Source organism: Streptomyces sp. NPDC052109 (assembly GCF_040680195.1).
GTDB lineage: Bacteria > Actinomycetota > Actinomycetes > Streptomycetales > Streptomycetaceae > Streptomyces.
The window spans coordinates 15,372-31,854 of the sequence record NZ_JBFAWF010000017.1 but is presented as its reverse complement, the minus strand read 5'-3'; the positions used below and the strand labels follow the sequence as shown (position 1 = coordinate 31,854).

Below are 16,483 nucleotides of genomic sequence, written 5' to 3'. Positions count from 1 at the left end.
TGTTCGAGTCGTACCTCCCCGTCCCTCGAACACCCGCAAGGACCCCCAGCGTTGCAGGCCGCCGTCACCGTCACTCCCGCCCGCGTCCCCGAACTCCTCCTCCATCTCGCCACCGTCCGGCCCGTGTTCCTGTGGGGCGCCCCCGGTATCGGAAAGTCCTCGCTGGTGCGGGAGTTCGCCGACTCGCTCGGCCTGGAGTGCGTGAGTCTGCTCGGTACGCAGCTCGCGCCCGAGGACCTGATCGGCGTGCCGCAGATCCGCGACGGGCGCTCGGTGTTCTGCCCGCCGGAGTCGATCGCCCGCGACGAGCCGTACTGCCTTTTCCTGGACGAGCTGAACGCGGCCACCCCGGATGTGCAGAAGGCGTTCTACTCGCTGATCCTCGACCGCCGTATCGGCACCTACGAGCTGCCCGCGGGGTCCATCGTCATCGGCGCCGGCAACCGGGCCACCGACAACGCGCTCGCCCGGCCGCTCGCCTCCGCGCTGGTCAACCGGCTCGCCCATGTCCATCTGGAGGTCTCCGCCACGGACTGGCTGGCCTGGGCCGACGCCCACGGCATCCACCCGTGGGTCCTGGACCACCTCACCGACCGGCCCGACCACCTGTGGTCCAAGCCGCCGAAAACCGAGGAACCGTTTTCCACGCCCCGTTCCTGGCACATGCTCTCCGACGCGCTGCACTCCTTCGGCCCCGAGCTCGACGAGCCGACCCTGACCGTTCTCGCGCACGGCACGCTCACCCCCGCGCACGCCACCGCGTTCTGCGGTTACGTCAAGGTCGTGCGCAGCCGGTTCGGGATCGAGGCGATCCTCAAGGGCGACGCCCGCTGGCCGCACCGCCTGCAGGACCGGGACCTGCTGTACTACCTCGCGGAGTCGTTCCGCGGCAGGCTCGTCAAGGAGCTGCCCGTCGGCAAGGAGCACATGTCGGCGAACGGCCGGCAGGTCGCCTACCGTGCCAAGTCCCTGCTGGTACAGCTCGCCGAGATCTCCGTCGAGGTCGCCCAGACCGTCATCGCCGCAGGCGAGGACGGCAACCCCGTGCTGCCCTCCTGGTTCCTGGTGGAGGCCGCCCGGGACATGCCCCGCCTGGTGGAGGCCCGGCGGTGAGCCGCACCCCGCCGAAGCAGAAACGCGACCCGGCCGGCGAGGCCTTCGCGGAGGGGATGCGGCTGCTGCGGGCCAACCCCGCGCTCGCCGCCGTCGACTTCAGCACGTGTCGCAGCCGGACCTGCGCCGTCGCCCCGCGCGAGGGCCTGCTCGTCGTCGACTCCGACGCCACGGTGCACGCCCACCCGGACCGGCTCGCCGACCCCGGCGCCTGGGCCTGGGCCCTCGCGCACGGCGCCCTCCACCTCGGCTTCGGACACGTCCCGGCCGCCAAGGGCCGGCGCGAACAGCCCGACCGGTACGACCTCGCCGCCCGCTGCGTCGTCGTGAACCGTTTCCTGCTCGGATTCCCCGTCGGCACCACCCCCGAGGACCTGCCCGCGAGCTACCCCGACGGGGACGAGGAGCGGCTCTCCGCGCGCTGGCGGGCGCACGGCCTGCCGCCCGTGTACGAGTGCTGCGGCACCGCAGGCGGCGCAGCCGACCAGGTGCTCACCGAATGGCATGCCTGGCAGGGTCCCGTCCCGGACCGGCAGCTGGCCTTCGCCACCGCGCTGACCCGGACCGTGTCCGCAGCGATGGACATGGCCGGCGGCCGCCGGGGCTCCCCGGACGGCAAGCGACTCCCGCAGCGTCCCTGGGAGAAGGCCCTGAGCTGGTTCGTCTCCTCCTACCCGCTGCTCGGCGGCATCGCGGCCGGCATCACCCTGGTCGCCGACGCCGAACTCGCCCGCGCCACGGCATCGCGATCGCCGCCGTGAACCCCGAGGCCGGGGAGATCTACATCAACCCGCTGCGCACCTTCGACGACGAGGAGTGGCGGTTCGTCCTGGCCCACGAGATGCTGCACGCGGCCCTGCGCCACGGCGACCGCTGCGGCCCCCGCGACCCCTACCTGTTCAACGTCGCCTGCGACTACGTGATCAACGGCTGGCTGGTCGAGATGCGGGTCGGCACCGTGCCGGAGGGCCTGCTGCACGACCCGCGGCTGGCCGGCCTGTCCGCCGAGGAGGTCTACGACCGGCTCGCCGGCGACCTGCGCCGCATCCGCCGCCTCGCCACCCTGCGCGGCAAGGGCACCGGCGACGTCCTCGGCGGCCCGCTCGGGCAGCCCGGCGATTACGTGGACCTCGACGAGTTCTACCGGCGCGGCCTCAGTCGCGGCCTGGACCTGCACCAGACGCAGGAGCGCGGCCTCCTGCCCGGCGGCCTGGTCGAGGAGATCCGCGCGCTCAGCCATCCGCCGCTGCCCTGGGACGCGCAACTCGCCCGCTGGTTCGACGAGTTCGTGCCCCGCCCGGAGCCGGTGCGGTCGTTCGCCCGCCCCGCGCGCAGGCAGGCCTCCACCCCGGACATCCCGCGCGCGGGCCGGTACTTCCCGCCCGAGGAGATCGCCCGCTGCACCTTCGGCGTGGTCCTCGACACCTCCGGCTCGATGAGCCGCCCCCTGCTCGGCAAGGCACTCGGCGCGATCGCCTCCTACGCCGAGGCCCGCGACGTACCGGCCGCCCGCGTGGTGTTCTGCGACGCCGCCCCGCACGACGCCGGCTATCTCCCGGCCACCGAGATCGCCGGCCGGGTCCGGGTGCGCGGGCGCGGCGGAACGGTCCTGCAGCCCGGCATCGACCTGCTGCACCGGGCCGAGGACTTCCCGCCCGGCGCACCGGTGCTGGTGATCACCGACGGCTGGTGCGACGTACTGCGCGTGCGCCGCGAGCACGCCTATCTGATCCCGCAGGGAAGTCACCTCCCGTTCACCCCGCGTGGGCCCGTCTTCAGAGTGCGATGAGCCCGGATGTGATCGGATAGGGCTACGGAAAACCCCCGTAACGGGATCCGACGGAAAGGAATCATCGTGGCCACCACGCGCACCGCGCACACCGTCTGGGAAGGCAACCTGCTCCAGGGCAACGGCGTCGTCACCTTCGACTCCTCCGGCATCGCCGATCAGCCGGTCACGTGGGCCTCGCGCTCCCAGGACGCGAACGGCAAGACCAGCCCCGAGGAGCTGATCGCCGGTGCCCACTCCAGCTGCTTCTCCATGGCCCTCTCGCACGCCCTGGCCGGCGCCGGCACGCCGCCCACCCGGCTCGACACGAAGGCCGACGTGACCTTCCAGCCGGGCGAGGGCATCACCGGCATCCACCTCACCGTGCGCGGCCAGGTGCCGGGCCTGGACGCCGAGGGCTTCGCCTCGGCCGCCGAGGAGGCCAAGAAGAACTGCCCGGTCAGCCAGGCCCTGGCCGGTACGACGATCACCCTGACGGCCGAGCTGGCCTGAGGACTCGTACGTCCCCCGCTGCCGCGTCCCCCGTCGGGGCGCGGCATCGCCGTTCCGGGGCACCCGGCATTGACAGGGTCGCGGGCGCGTCATCTGCTGGGAGTGCGGCAGGCGCCCGAGCGGAAGGGGACGGACCATGACACGTGCGGTCGGGATCGATCTCGGGACGACGAACTCGGTGGTGGCCGTCCTGGAGGGCGGTGAGCCCACCGTCGTCACCAACGCGGAGGGCGCGCGGACCACACCGTCGGTGGTGGCGTTCGCGAAGAACGGGGAGGTACTGGTCGGCGAGGTCGCCAAACGGCAGGCCGTGACCAACGTGGAGCGCACCGCCCGCTCGGTGAAACGGCACATGGGAGACGCTTCCTGGCGTTTCCCGGAGCAGGGCTCCATCGACGGGACCCGCATGCGTGCGCAGGAGCTGTCCGCGCGGGTGCTGCAGAAACTCAAGCGGGACGCGGAGGCCTACCTCGGCGAGGACGTCACGGACGCGGTGATCACCGTACCGGCGTACTTCGACGACGCCCAGCGGCAGGCCACCAAGGAAGCCGGTGAGATCGCGGGCCTGAAGGTGCTCAGGATCATCAACGAACCGACCGCCGCCGCCCTCGCCTACGGCCTCGACCGCGGCGACGAGCAGACGGTCCTGGTCTTCGACCTCGGCGGGGGCACCTTCGACGTGTCCCTGCTGGAGATCGGTGACGGCGTCATCGAGGTCAAGGCCACCAACGGCGACACCCATCTCGGCGGCGACGACTGGGACCAGCGGATCGTCGAGCACCTGGTGAAGCGGTTCAAGGGCAGTTACGGCATCGACCTCGGCGCCGACAAGATGGCGGTGCAGCGGCTGCGGGAGGCCGCCGAGAAGGCCAAGATCGAACTGTCGTCGTCCTCGGAGACCTCCATCAACCTGCCCTACATCACGGCCTCCGCCGAGGGGCCGCTGCACCTGGAGGAGAAACTGACACGGGCCCAGTTCCAGGAACTGACCGCCGACCTGCTCGACCGCTGCAAGCAGCCCTTCCACCAGGCCGTCCAGGACGCCGGGATCCAGCTGTCCGCGATCGACCACGTCATCCTCGTCGGTGGCTCCACCCGGATGCCCGCCGTCACCGACCTGGTGCGCGAACTCACCGGCAAGGACCCCCACAAGGGCGTCAACCCCGACGAGGTGGTCGCCGTCGGCGCCGCCCTCCAGGCGGGCGTCCTGCGCGGCGACGTCAAGGACGTGCTCCTCCTGGACGTCACCCCGCTGTCCCTGGGCATCGAGACCAAGGGCGGCATCATGACGAAGCTGATCGAACGCAACACCACGATCCCCACCCGCCGTTCGGAGATCTTCACCACCGCCACCGACAACCAGCCCTCGGTCGGCATCCAGGTCTACCAGGGCGAACGCGAGATCGCCGCCTACAACAAGAAGCTCGGCGTCTTCGACCTCACCGGGCTGCCGCCCGCCCCGCGCGGCGTCCCGCAGATCGAGGTGGCCTTCGACATCGACGCCAACGGGATCATGCACGTCTCGGCGAAGGACCTGGCGACGGGACGCGAGCAGAAGATGACGGTGACCGGGGGTTCGGCGCTGCCCAAGGACGACATCGACCGCATGATGCGGGAGGCGGAGCAGTACGCGGAGGAGGACCGTAAACGCCGTGAGGCCGCCGAGACCCGCAACCAGGCCGAGCAACTCGTCTACCAGACCGAGAAGTTCATCCGCGACAACCACGACCGCGTCCCCGCCGACACGCGCGGCGAGGTCGAGGCGGCCGCCGCGGAACTGAAGACCCTGCTGGACCAGAACGCCGACACCGCCGCCCTGCGCACCGGGGTGGAGAAACTCGCCACCGTCAGCCAGAAGATGGGGCAGGCCATGTACACGAACGCCTCCACCACCGGCGAGGCCCCCCAGGAGGGTGAGAGCACGCCCGGCGCGGACGGTGTGGTGGACGCGGAGGTCGTGGACGACGAACCCGACGGCAAGGGCGGAGCCGCCTGACTGCGGCACGGCCGGGGGAGGGGACCGGAGGCCGGGCCACCTGCGCGTGCCGGCCGGCCGAACGCCCGTGGGCCGGCTCGCCCGCGCACGCCGGTCACCCGGCCGCCGGCGATGCGGTCCGGGCCGCAGGTCATGACGGTGTGCTCCCGCGCGGCGGCGACGGTTCCAACACCTGTCCCCCCCCGCCCCGTAAGGGTCATGGGGGTCGCCGGCCCCACGAGGTCACCGCTTGACCGCCACCCCGGCGTACACCGGCACGACCCCCTCCGCCTGTGCCGCCACGTCCACCGGCTCCGGGCGCCAGCCGTACGCCGGGATCACGCCGGGGCCGAGCAGCTCCAGACCGTCGAAGAAACGGGAGAACTCGGGCAGCGTGCGAGGGTGGAACGGCGTGCCGCTCCTGCGGAACAGCTCCGCCGCCTTGGCCACGCCCTCGGGGCTGAGGTCCTGGGTGACCTGGGAGAGGATCAGGAAGCTGCCCGGGGCGAGCTCGTCGACGTACCGCTTGACCAGCCCGAACACGTCGTCACCCAGGTAGTGGGTGAGCGCCACCAGGGACAGCGCGACCGGGCTGCCGAAGTCCAGGGACTCACCGGCCGGCCGCAGGTGGTCTCCGGATCGCGGACGTCGGTGTGGATGTACTCCGTGCCGCCCTCGGCGGAGCCGCGCAGCAGCGCCTCGGCGTGCCGCAGCACGATCGGGTCGTTGTCCGCGTACACCACCCTCGCCTCCGCGGCCGCACCCTGGGCCACCCGGTGCAGGTTGGGCTCGGTCGGGATACCGGTCCCGATGTCCAGGAACTGCCCTACCCCGGCCTCGGCCGCCGTACGGACGGCCCGGTGCATGAACCGGCGGTTGGCGCGCGCCCCGCGCACCACGGTGCCGTCCACGGCGAGGATGCTGCGCGCCAGTTCCTCGTCCACGGGGTGGTTGTCCTTGCCGCCCAGCCACCGGTCGTACACCCGGGCGGGGTGCGGACGGCTGGTGCCGATCGGTGCGGGCACGGCGTCGGGTGCGGTCATGAGACGTGTTCCCCAGGGGTCGGTCCATGCGGAATGTCAGGGTCGGTCCGTAGATCACGGCACATGTCCTGGCCCGGCGTCAGAGGCTCTCGCGGAACTCCCGCAGCAGGCTCTGCGTGCGCTGCGCCGAGGCGGCCCGGGCCGTCATGTGGTCCAGCACCTCCAGATGGGCGGCGACCTCGTGGCGGGAGTCCAGGTACAGGGCGCCGGTCAGATACTCGGTGAACACCATGTCCGGCAGCTCCGGCTCGGCGAACCGGAACAGGGTGAACGGCGCGTACGTCCCCGGATGCGGGCCCGCCGCGAACTCGGCGATCTGCAGCGTGACCCGGTCCCGCTCGGCGTACTCCAGCAGCCGGTCCAGCTGCTCGCGCATCACCTCGCCGCGCGCGCTCACCGGGCGCCGCAGCACCGTCTCGTCCATGATCACCCACAGGTGGGGCGGGTCGTCCCGCTCCAGCAGCCGCTGCCGTTCCATGCGCAGGGACACATGCCGCTCCACGGTCTGCGGCGAGGTCTGCCCGATCGTCCCGGCCTCCAGCACCGCCCGCGCGTATTCCTCGGTCTGCAGCAGGCCGGGTACGAAGTGCGGCTCGTAGGAGCGGACGATCCGGGCGGCGCCCTCCAGGCTGACGTACATGCTGAACCAGTCCGGAAGCACGTCGTGGAAGCGCTGCCACCAGCCCGGCTGGTTCGCCTCCTCCGCCAGCCGCACGAAGGCGGCCGCCTCGTCCTCGGCCACCCCGTAGGTGTCCAGCAGCACCTGCACGTACGGGATCTTCAGCGCGACCTCGGCCATCTCCATCCGCCGTACGGTCGCCGACGCCACCCTGAGGACCCGGGCGGCCTCATCCCGGCCGAGGCCCGACGCCTCGCGCAGTTCCTGCAACCGTTTGCCGAGCACCACCTGGCCCACGGTGGGCGCAGCCCGCCGCTCACTCACGCCACGCCTCCCCTACGCGCCGAAGTACCCGGGCAGTCTGCCATGTGATCCCTTCTCGCACACGGGTCCGAGGGGATCCGGGTCGACGCGGGAACATCAACCGGTCAGCGTGTGGAGGTACTTGGCGGTCGCCGGGTCCGCCGGCAGGAACGTCTCGATCGCGAGTTCGGCGACCGTGACGTCCATCGGCGTGTTGAAGGTGGAGATCGACGACACGAACGACAGGATCCGGCCGTCGTGCTCGATGCGCATCGGCAGCGCGAAGTACGCGACCGTTCCGGTCGGTTCGTCGTCCTGCGCGTCCGCGGGCACCGGGTAGGCGGCCACCTCCTCGTACAGGGCGCGCAGCCGCTCCGAGCGTTGCAGGGCGATCTGCCGGTCCATCTGCGCCAGCAGGTGTCCGCGCCACTCGCGCAGATTGCGGATCCGCGGCGCCAGCCCCTGAGGGTGCAGGGTCAGCCGCATCGCGTTCGGCGCCGGGGTCATCAGGCTCTCGGGCACGCCGTCCAGCAGCATGGTGATGCCCCGGTTCGCGGCGACCACCGTGTAGCAGGCGTCGACCACCAGCGCCGGATAGGGCTCGTAGCCCTGGATGAGGCGTTCCATGCCGTCGCGCAACGCGTCCAGCGCCGGGTCGTCCAGCGGGGTCTCGGGGTAGTGCGGGGCGTAACCGGCCGCCAGCAACAGGGCGTTGCGCTCGCGCACCGGCACGTCCAGGTGCTCGGCGAGGCGCAGCACCATCTCCTCGCTCGGCCGTGACCGGCCGGTCTCGATGAAACTGATGTGCCGGGCCGAGGAGTCGGCGCGCAGCGCCAGCTCCAGCTGGGAGACCCGGCGCCGCTCCCGCCAGGCACGCAGCAGCGGGCCGACGCCCTTGTCGGCGGCGGTGGCGGTGGCGGACGCGGAGGGACCGGAAGCGACAATGGTCATACGTCCGACCGTAGTCGAGGAGTTGCCGAGGAGTCGCTTCAGTTGCGCAGGAACGGGGCCGTGGCAGGAGCCGTGGCGGACCTCGTCCCTCCAGGAGTCTCCGCAGGCCGCGGCCGTGTACCGGGCCAGGGTCCGCGGCTGCCTCCTCGGTGGCGCGCTGTTCACGTGACGAAGCTGGGGCCGGGCGGGGGCCTGGCTCGCGTGACGGGGCTGTCGGTGGGGTGCGCTTGCTGCCGTCGCGGCGGAGCATTCGGTGGGGTGTGGGCGTGACCTACGTGTCGGACCCGTCGGTGGCGTGCGGACCCGTGCGGCGTGGCAGGCTGAACCCGTAGCCCGCCTTCCCACCGCCCGAAGGGAGATCCGGCCATGGCCGTGGAACCGCTGTCGCAGAAGGAGATCGAGGACCGGCTCGCCGAGCTGCCCGGCTGGTCGGTCGACGACGCCGGCCGGCTCGGCCGCTCCTACCGCCTCGGCTCGCATGTCGCGGCGGCGGCGCTGGTCATGCACATCGCCGCCGTCCAGGACGAACTGGACCACCACTCCGACCTCACCCTCGGCTACAACACCGTCTCCCTCAGCGTGCACACACACAGCGCAGGCGGCGCACTCACCGCCAAGGACTTCGCGCTCGCCCGCAGGGTGGAGGACGTCGCCCCAGGTCACGGCGCACACTGAGGGGCGTGCTCGACTACGACAAGGAAGCCGACGCCTACGACGTGTCGCGCGGCGGGGAGGCCCGCGCCGCGGCGGCCAGCGCGGCGGTGCTCGGCCTGATCCCCGAGGGCCGGGGCCGTCTCCTCGACGTGGCCTGCGGCACCGGCATCGTCACCCGCCGGCTCGCCGCCGACCGCCCCGCCCTGCGGGTGACGGGCGCCGACCTCACCGCCGCCATGGTCCGCCGGGCGGGGGCCCGCCTGCCGGGCGCGGTCCTCCGGGCCGACAGCCGCCGCCTGCCCTTCCGCACCGGCACCTTCCACGCCGTCACCAGCATCTGGCTGCTGCACCTGCCGGCGAAGGCGGAGGACGTGCGCGCGATCGTCGCCGAGTGCGCCCGCGTGCTCCGCCCCGGCGGGGTCTACGTCACCACCGTCGACAAGGCCGCGGCGCACGACGTCGGCAGTGACATCGACGCCGTCCTCGCCTCTCGCCCGCGCCGCCCAGGACGCCGCCGCCACCGTCACCGAGCACGCCGCGGGGCATGGCCTCCGTCCGGCCGGCGACACCGCGTTCCGCGGCGTCGGCCAGGGCCGCAGCCCGCGTGCCACCATCGCCGACCTGCGCCGGGGCTGGTTCACCCTGCTGCCACCGGGCGAGCCGCGCACCGAGGACTTCGCCGCGCGCCTGTCCCGACTGCCCGATCAGGACCGGCCCCGCCCCGATCCGGTGTTCTCGGTGCGGGCGTTCCGGAAGCCGGTGACGGGCTAGGTGTGCGGTCCCGGCACGTCGGTGACACGCGTGCTGGGTGCTTGCACAGGCGAGGGCCTTCTGGGTCCGGCGTGGATTGCGACATCCACGACCGGTGCTCAGGAGGCACTCGTGTCCCACCGTGATGCCCCGCTGACGCCGACCGGCAGGCTGCGTCCGGCCCGGTCTGTCGTCGACGACGGCCGGCCGCTGCGCCGGGCGGCCGAGCGCTTCCAGGGCAGCCACACCACCGCCGCCCGCTGGGCCACGCACGCCGTCAACAGCGCGGTCCCTCCGGATGCTTCGCCGGTCAGACCGCCACGATCCGGGTGGCTTCGTCGGGCGCAGGGGGGTGCGCGCGCCACTGTTCCAGGAGGGCGTCGGCGGCGGCAAGGGCCTGGTCCACTGACTGGGTGCTGGTCATGATGCACAGTGTGTGGGAGATGTCTTCCAGGTCCCGGCTCGACCGGCCGGTGGGCTGCAGGTCATGGCGGAAACGGGCGTCGGCGAAGCGGGCCAGCACGGCACGCAATTCCCTCTCTGCAGGCAGCAGCACAGCGACAACCTCTCTGGAAAAGCGGGCCGTTTCACCGGGCCCGGCGACTCTCGTCTGCCCCTGCGCGATCACCGTATGCACTGCTGCTGCCGCCGTGGCCCGCCGAGGCCGCGCAGCCGCGGCGGTCGTCACCGCGACTGCCGGGCGGTGGCGGTGCGCACATCGCCCCCGCGGGTCCTGAGCGGCACGTCCGCCTCGGTGAGCACGCGATGCACGAAGCCGTAGGACCGACCGTGTGCCTCGGCTATGGCCCGGATCGATCGCCCCTCCTTGTACTCCCCGGCGAAGACTTCCGCCAGCTTCTCGCGCGCGCCACCGGTGATCCACTTTCCCTTGTGCATTCCCTTGTGCACGAAGATCTCCTCTCCAGACGTCGGAGTGTGATCACTGGTGCCCACGTCGCCGCCTTCCATGTGGCATGTCTGCTCACCGCCTCGGCAGCTCGTCACTACCGCGTCGCCGGGCGAGGTCGGCTCAGCACTCGGTGCCGGTCGGCTGCCAGGGGCTCGGGCCGGTGCCGTGGCACCACGCCACGAGGCCGGGGCCGTCCACGCAGACGATTCCGCACTGCCGCGCGTACTCCAGGGCGGGTTCCGTGAACTCGCTCGTCGTGACGAGCACTGCGACATCGGCCTCGTGAATGGTGAAACAGGTGCCCCCGAAGCGCTGCACGTCCTGTGAGCCGACTTTGTGGGTGTCGCCGTACTGTTTGCACTGGATGACCAGGCGCCGCCCGTCCGGCGTGAGCGCGACGACGTCCGCTCCCAAATCGCCCGCGCCGCCCACCACTTCCACCTCCCGACAGCCGTTTCCGGCGCACAGGTCGGCTATGGCTCGCTCGAAACCGTCGGGGTCCAGCTCGGCGTAGTCGGCCAGGCAGGCGCCCGTGGCCGTCGACACCGCGTCAGAGACGTGCTCCGTCGGTCCGCCGACCGGTACCGTCGGAGGGCCGGCGTCCACCAGCACCGTGTCGCGCAGGTCGTCGGACGCCATCTCGGCCGCCTCCTCCAGCGCCCGGGCAGCCCGGCCGGCGCAGCGCGTCACAGACGCCGTGCGCCACCCGGACCGGGACATCAAAACGCTCGCGACACCGAGCAGGGCCAGGGCAACGGCCCACAGGGGGCGACGCTCGACGATTCCGGCCGCGGTGCGCACCAGGAACGCCAGGACGCAGAAGATGATCGCCAGCAGTATGAAGAACAGAGCGGTTGCCCGCAGATCGAACCGTCGTTCTCGATGTCCACGGCGAACAGGGCGCGTCGGTATGGCCATCCGGGCTTCCTCCTGGGCAGCGAGTGAAGATCAGTGATCTACACATGCCCAAGATCGAGGAATCCGCAGCCGTGAGGGCCGGGGCTGTGCCGTACGACCCACGCGGGGCGCTCAACTCCCGACCTCCGCACACGGCCCGCACCGCAGGGGCCCGTCACATCCAGAGGTCCTGGCTCGTGCAGACGCGCGCGCCCATGTTCCGCTCCATCATCCGCAGTGCCGCCCGAGCCAGATCCTCATGCATGTGCGCGACAGCGTCCTCCGGGACGGTCACCTGGAAATGACGGATGTGGGCGTCCAGGGCTGAATAGAGCACGCACTGTTCGGTGACCTGTCCGCAGAGCACCAGCTGCTCGATGCCCTGCTGCTGCAGCAGGTACTGAAGCGGGGTGTCGAAGAAGATCGAGTGGCGGGTTTTGAGGACGAACAGGGAATCCGCGTCGGGCCGCAGAGGCTCCACGAGATCGGCGTGTGGCCCCGCGAGGGCGCGGTTGAGCAGCTCACCGTGATGGGAGCGCCACTCACCGAAATTGTCGTTGACGTAGACGACCGGCACCGAACGGCGCCGGGCGCGCTCCGCAAGGTCGGACACGACCGGCACGACCGACCCGGCCGAGGGGAGTAGCAGCTCGGCGTCTTCGTGGTCGTACGTATTGATCATGTCGATGATGATCAGAGCGGCCTTGCTCACGGGATCAGGTCTCCGTCCAGGGTGCGTCAGGCGACCACGGTCTCCGTCCCGTGGGATCACATGGCGGAGTAACCACCCTCACTTCTCCTCATGCGCCCCTTTGACACGCATTCACAACAGTAACCTCCGCGCGTGCGCGTTCACGGACGACGTCACCCCTTCGGCGGCGGCGTGTGGTGCCGGCTGGTCGCCCACTCGGCCGACACTGCTCGAAGACCTCGAGCACGGCGACCACCTGGCCACGCCGGGGCACAGCGCGTCCCGGTCTGGCAGTGGCTTGCCGCCCTGGATACCGGAAGAGGCGCTCGCGCTGCGGCAGCAGCGGCTCCAAGCGGTCGCCCAGCTCATCCGGCACGCTCCACGGCGCACCTCCCCACCAGGGATGACGCTCGACTTCGCATGCAGGCTACCCGCCGTCGCCACCGATACCACCGGGCCCGTCCCCGGCCGCTTCCGCGGCCGCGTCGAGCTCCGCCCACGCCGCGTCGCTCAGGTCGGTGCCGGCCCATGCGACGGCGGAGGTCACTTCGTCGGAGGAACGGAAGCCCGCGACCACGCAGGCCACGACGGGGTCGCGGAGCGGGAAGCGGACGGCGGCATGGGGGAGGACGGTTCCGTGCCGGGCGCAGACGTCGGCAAGGCGCCGGGCACGACGCAGCACCGCTTCGGGGGCGGGGCCGTAGTCGAAGGTGGCGTCGTCGGGAGGGCGGGGCCGGCTGAGGAGGCCCGAGTTGAACGGGGCCGCGGCGACCACCGAGACACCTCGCTTCGTGCACGCCTCCAGCAGCGGGCGTGCGGTGCGGTCGATGAGAGTCCACCGTCCGGCCATCATCACCGTGTCCACGTCCGCCTCGGCGACGACCCGCAGTAGTGGAGCGACGGCGTTCATGCCGACGCCGACGGCTCCGATGACGCCTTGGTCGCGGAGGTCCACCAGCGCGGGCAGTGCCTGGTCGACGGCCGCGTCGAGGTGATCGTCGGGGTCGTGGACGTAGACGACGTCCACACGGTCCACACCCAGTCGGGTCAGGCTGCCCTCCAGGCTTCGCAGGACGCCGTCGCGCGAGTAGTCGGGGCGGCGGATCAGCGTGTCCGGTACGGCGAAGCCGCCTGCGGCCAGGTCGGATCCGGTGGGGGCGGGGTGCGGCTCCAACAGGCGGCCGACCTTGGTGGAGAGGGTGAACTCCGCTCGTGGCCGGTGGGCGAGGGCCGCGCCGAGCCGGCGTTCGGACAGCCCCAGGCCGTAGTGCGGGGCGGTGTCGTAATAGCGCACGCCGGCGTCCCAGGCGGCCTCGACCGCGGCCCGCGCCTGGTCGTCGTCGAGCGGGGCGTAGAGGTTGCCGATGGGGGCGGCGCCGAACCCCAGTGCACTGACGCGGACGCCCGTACGGCCGAGCCGGCGGGCCGTCACGCGGCGATCCCGTACCAGCGGGCGGCCGTCGTGCCGAAGACCGCCTCGCGCTCGACGGGGCTCAGGTGGCCGGTGAGCGTCTCGGCGACGGCCAGGACTTCGTCGTATCCGGCCGCGAGCAGGCAGACCGGCCAGTCCGAGCCGTACATGAGGCGGCCCGGGCCCATCGTCGCGAGCAGTACGTCCGCGAAGGGACGCAGAGCGCGGGCCGGGTCGGCCGCGGTCCGGGTCACCAGGCCGGACAGTTTCACCGCGACATTGGGGCAGTCGGCCAACTCGGTCAGCAGCGAGGTCCACGGCCTCAGGCCGTCGGTGCCGACGACCGGATTGCCGCCGTGGTCCAGGACGAAGCGAACGTCGGGCAGTTCGCGTACGGTCCGGACGGCGGCGGGCAGTTGGTCGGGCCGGACGAGCAGGTCGTAGACGAGGCCCGCGGCACCCACCGCCTCGATGCCGCGGCGGACCTCGGGACGCGCCGGCCAGTCCGGGTCGGCCTCGTCCTGAATGCCGTGCCGGATGCCGACGAGCGCGGATCCCCCGGGCAGCTCGCGCAGTCGCGCGAGGTGGTCGGCGATGCCGGGGTCGGTCAGGTTCGTCCAGCCGACGACCGCTCGCACGTGCGGGTCTCCGGAGGCCACGGCGAGGAGTTCGGGGGTCTCCTCCGCAACGGCGATGGTCTGTACGAGGACGGTGGCGTCGATCGCGTTCCGGTCGAGCGCCGGCCGCAGTTCGGCGGTGGTGAAGTTGCGGCGCAGGGCGGGCAGGTCGCGGGTCCACGGCTGGTCCCGCACAGCGAGGTCCCACAGATGGTGATGAGCGTCGATGCGCACCGTTCGGTCCTTCGGGTCGGTGGATGGGTGTCGACAGGGCCTGGGAGCGGGGCCTGACCTCCGCGAGGGCGGCGTGGGCACGGACCGGGGGCGGCCACGTGCCGTCAGTCGAGGTGGAAGACCTCCTCGGCGGGTGCCCACCACTGCCCCTCGGCCACGCTGTCCAGCGGCTGCTGGCACGGATCGGTCAACTCCCACCACTCGCGGGAGACCGGGTCGGCGGCGATCGCCGCGGTGTCGCCGGAGTAGTCGGTACCTGTGTACTCGAGGTAGCTGAAGAGCAGGCCGTCCCGGAGGAAGATGGAGTAGTTGCCGATGTTGGCCCGCTTGAGGGCCGCGAGCACCCCCGGCCACGCGGCGGCGTGCAGTTCGCGGTACTCCCGCTCCTTCTCGGGCCGCAGACGGATCACGGCGGCGAAGCGCTGCATCCGCTCAGCCCTCTTTCCGCAGTCGCAGTCCGTCCATGCCGCCGTCCACGGCCAGGGAGGTGCCCGTCGTGGAGGCGGCGGCCGGGGAGGCCAGATAGGCGACGGCGGCGGCGACCTCGTCGGCGCTGACCAGGCGCCCGTGCGGTTGCCGGGCGGCCAGCGCCGCGTGTTCGGCCGCCGGGTCGTCCGCCCGGTCCAGCAGCCGGCTGACCCACGGTGTGTCGGCGGTGCCGGGGTTGACGGCGTTGACCCGGATGCCGGCCGGCAGCAGGTCGGCGGCCATCGCCCGGGTCAGCGACAGCACGGCGCCCTTGCTGGCCGAGTACAGCGCCCGCTGCGGCAGGCCGGCCGTCGCGGCGATCGAGCTGACGTTGACGACCGCCGCGTGGGCGGAGGCACGCAGCGCGGGCAGCGCGGCGCGCGTGACCCGCACCAGCCCCAGGACGTTGATGTCCAGGACGCGGTGCCACTCCTCGTCGGGGTTGTCCTCGATGCCGCCCTGCGCGCCGATCCCGGCGTTGTTGACCAGCACGTCCAGGCCTCCGAGGGCGGCGACGGCCGCTCCGACGCCGTCCCGGACCGAGGTGTCGTCGCCGATGTCGGCCCGGACGTGAGCGGTGAAGCCCTCGGGCGCGGCCTGCAGATCGAGCACGGCCACCCGGGCCCCCTCGGCGGCGAGCAACCGGGCGGTGGCAAGGCCGATGCCGGAGGCACCGCCGGTGACCAGAGCCCTGAGTCCGTCGAAAGCACCCATGTCAGGCCTGCCCGAATGTCTGCCGCTGGCGGCCGAGGCCGTCGATCTCCAGGTCCACGACGTCGCCCGCTCGCAGGTAGGGCAGGCCGGGCCGGCCCAGTGCGACGCCCGCGGGGGTACCGGTGTTGATGACGTCACCGGGACGAAGCACCATGAAGTGGCTCAGATACCGGATCAGGTGGTGCACACCGAAGATCATGTCGGAGGTGTTGCCGTCCTGGCGCGGCTCGCCGTTGACCGACAGCCGCAGGCCGAGCGCCTGTGGGTCGGGCACCTCGTCCGCAGTGAGCAGCCAGGGGCCCAGCGGATTGAACGTCTCGCAGTTCTTGCCCTTGTCCCACTGGCCGCCGCGTTCGAGCTGGAACTCGCGCTCGGAGACGTCATTGCTGATCGCGTAACCGGCCACGCACGCGGCAGCGGCGGCCTCGTCGGGCAGATAGCGGGCCTCGCGGCCGATGACGACGGCGAGTTCGACCTCGTAGTCGGTCTTCAGGGAGCGGCGGGGGATCAGGACCTCGTCGTCGGGGCCGACCACGGTGTCCGGCGTCTTGAGGAAGACGATGGGCTCCTCGGGGACGGCGGCGCCGGTCTCCGCGGCGTGCTGCCGGTAGTTCAGCCCGATGCAGACGATCTTCCCGATCCCGGTCAGCGGCGGTCCGAACCGGCCGGGCGACTCGACCACCGGCAGCGCGTCGAGGTCGACGCCGTCCAGGACCGTGGGAAGGGTGTCGGGCGTCAGGTCTTCGACGACGGGGCGCAGGTCGTGCCACGGTCCGTCCGCCCCGGATATCAGGGGGCGTTCGGCTCCTGCCGTGCCGTGCCGGGCCAGTCTCATAGCGGTCTCTCCCACCG

Annotated in this window: 15 protein-coding genes and 5 pseudogenes; 7 read left to right on the top strand and 13 right to left on the bottom strand. The window is 72.0% G+C overall.

The features are described 5' to 3' along the window. Window positions 1–51: 51 nt before the first annotated feature. The 4 genes and pseudogenes from AB0L59_RS28955 (at window position 52) to dnaK (ending at window position 5,390) form a co-directional block, all read left to right on the top strand. Window positions 52–1,113: a MoxR family ATPase gene (locus AB0L59_RS28955; RefSeq protein ID WP_365589306.1), complete on the top strand. Its 1,062-nt coding sequence runs from the start codon at window positions 52–54 to the stop codon at window positions 1,111–1,113. Between the two features lie 56 nt (window positions 1,114–1,169). After that, a pseudogene (locus AB0L59_RS28950) lies at window positions 1,170–2,902 on the top strand (hypothetical protein). Window positions 2,903–2,968: 66 nt separating this feature from the next. Further along, window positions 2,969–3,394 (top strand): OsmC family protein, encoded by a 426-nt coding sequence (locus tag AB0L59_RS28945; RefSeq protein ID WP_365589303.1) that lies wholly within the window; start codon window positions 2,969–2,971, stop codon window positions 3,392–3,394. Between the two features lie 136 nt (window positions 3,395–3,530). Continuing rightward, complete coding sequence (gene dnaK / locus AB0L59_RS28940) at window positions 3,531–5,390, top strand: molecular chaperone DnaK (protein WP_365589300.1); 1,860 nt, start codon at window positions 3,531–3,533, stop codon at window positions 5,388–5,390. Between the two features lie 222 nt (window positions 5,391–5,612). On the opposite strand, the pseudogene AB0L59_RS28935 reads toward dnaK, so the two are convergent. The 3 genes and pseudogenes from AB0L59_RS28935 to AB0L59_RS28925 all read right to left on the bottom strand — a co-directional run bounded on the left by AB0L59_RS28935 (window position 5,613) and on the right by AB0L59_RS28925 (window position 8,285). Continuing rightward, window positions 5,613–6,412, bottom strand: a pseudogene (locus tag AB0L59_RS28935) (SAM-dependent methyltransferase). A 79-nt stretch (window positions 6,413–6,491) separates the two neighbouring features. Further along, window positions 6,492–7,355: a helix-turn-helix transcriptional regulator gene (locus AB0L59_RS28930; RefSeq protein WP_365589297.1), complete on the bottom strand. Its 864-nt coding sequence runs from the start codon at window positions 7,353–7,355 to the stop codon at window positions 6,492–6,494. 96 nt (window positions 7,356–7,451) lie between these two features. Beyond that, window positions 7,452–8,285, bottom strand: coding sequence for a helix-turn-helix transcriptional regulator (locus AB0L59_RS28925; protein WP_365589295.1), 834 nt, complete (start codon window positions 8,283–8,285; stop codon window positions 7,452–7,454). A gap of 366 nt (window positions 8,286–8,651) precedes the next feature. Between AB0L59_RS28925 and AB0L59_RS28920 the strand changes: the two genes are divergently transcribed. The 3 genes and pseudogenes from AB0L59_RS28920 to AB0L59_RS28910 form a co-directional block, all read left to right on the top strand. Then, on the top strand, window positions 8,652–8,960 hold the full coding sequence (locus AB0L59_RS28920; RefSeq protein WP_365589293.1) for a 4a-hydroxytetrahydrobiopterin dehydratase: 309 nt from the start codon (window positions 8,652–8,654) through the stop codon (window positions 8,958–8,960). 5 nt (window positions 8,961–8,965) lie between these two features. After that, window positions 8,966–9,710: pseudogene (locus AB0L59_RS28915) on the top strand (class I SAM-dependent methyltransferase). Between the two features lie 111 nt (window positions 9,711–9,821). Next, window positions 9,822–9,956 (top strand): annotated as a pseudogene (locus AB0L59_RS28910) (leucine zipper domain-containing protein); the annotation flags it as partial. Window positions 9,957–9,999: 43 nt separating this feature from the next. Here AB0L59_RS28910 and AB0L59_RS28905 read toward each other — a convergent pair. The 10 genes and pseudogenes from AB0L59_RS28905 to AB0L59_RS28860 all read right to left on the bottom strand — a co-directional run bounded on the left by AB0L59_RS28905 (window position 10,000) and on the right by AB0L59_RS28860 (window position 16,466). Continuing rightward, window positions 10,000–10,245, bottom strand: a complete 246-nt coding sequence (locus AB0L59_RS28905; protein WP_365589552.1) for a DUF5133 domain-containing protein — start codon at window positions 10,243–10,245, stop codon at window positions 10,000–10,002. A 128-nt stretch (window positions 10,246–10,373) separates the two neighbouring features. Next, window positions 10,374–10,586, bottom strand: coding sequence for a helix-turn-helix domain-containing protein (locus AB0L59_RS28900; RefSeq protein WP_365589550.1), 213 nt, complete (start codon window positions 10,584–10,586; stop codon window positions 10,374–10,376). A 133-nt stretch (window positions 10,587–10,719) separates the two neighbouring features. Then, complete coding sequence (locus AB0L59_RS28895; protein ID WP_365589290.1) at window positions 10,720–11,517, bottom strand: restriction endonuclease; 798 nt, start codon at window positions 11,515–11,517, stop codon at window positions 10,720–10,722. Between the two features lie 154 nt (window positions 11,518–11,671). Then, the gene (locus tag AB0L59_RS28890) at window positions 11,672–12,208 is read right to left on the bottom strand and encodes an isochorismatase family cysteine hydrolase (protein WP_365589287.1); all 537 of its coding nucleotides are present in this window, start codon (window positions 12,206–12,208) and stop codon (window positions 11,672–11,674) included. Between the two features lie 249 nt (window positions 12,209–12,457). Continuing rightward, window positions 12,458–12,563, bottom strand: a pseudogene (locus AB0L59_RS28885) (IS5/IS1182 family transposase); the annotation flags it as partial. Between the two features lie 51 nt (window positions 12,564–12,614). After that, window positions 12,615–13,619, bottom strand: coding sequence for an aldo/keto reductase (locus tag AB0L59_RS28880; protein ID WP_365589284.1), 1,005 nt, complete (start codon window positions 13,617–13,619; stop codon window positions 12,615–12,617). Continuing rightward, entirely contained in the window at window positions 13,616–14,449 is an 834-nt protein-coding gene (locus AB0L59_RS28875) for an amidohydrolase family protein (RefSeq protein WP_365589282.1), read from the bottom strand. The genes AB0L59_RS28880 and AB0L59_RS28875 overlap by 4 nt, the downstream gene beginning before the upstream one ends. A gap of 104 nt (window positions 14,450–14,553) precedes the next feature. Further along, the gene (locus tag AB0L59_RS28870; protein ID WP_365589279.1) at window positions 14,554–14,877 is read right to left on the bottom strand and encodes an L-rhamnose mutarotase; all 324 of its coding nucleotides are present in this window, start codon (window positions 14,875–14,877) and stop codon (window positions 14,554–14,556) included. A gap of 4 nt (window positions 14,878–14,881) precedes the next feature. After that, a complete protein-coding gene (locus AB0L59_RS28865) occupies window positions 14,882–15,631 on the bottom strand; it encodes an SDR family oxidoreductase (protein ID WP_365589276.1) in 750 nt (249 codons plus the stop codon). Between the two features lies 1 nt (window position 15,632). Beyond that, window positions 15,633–16,466 (bottom strand): fumarylacetoacetate hydrolase family protein, encoded by an 834-nt coding sequence (locus tag AB0L59_RS28860; protein WP_365589273.1) that lies wholly within the window; start codon window positions 16,464–16,466, stop codon window positions 15,633–15,635. Window positions 16,467–16,483: the final 17 nt, after the last annotated feature.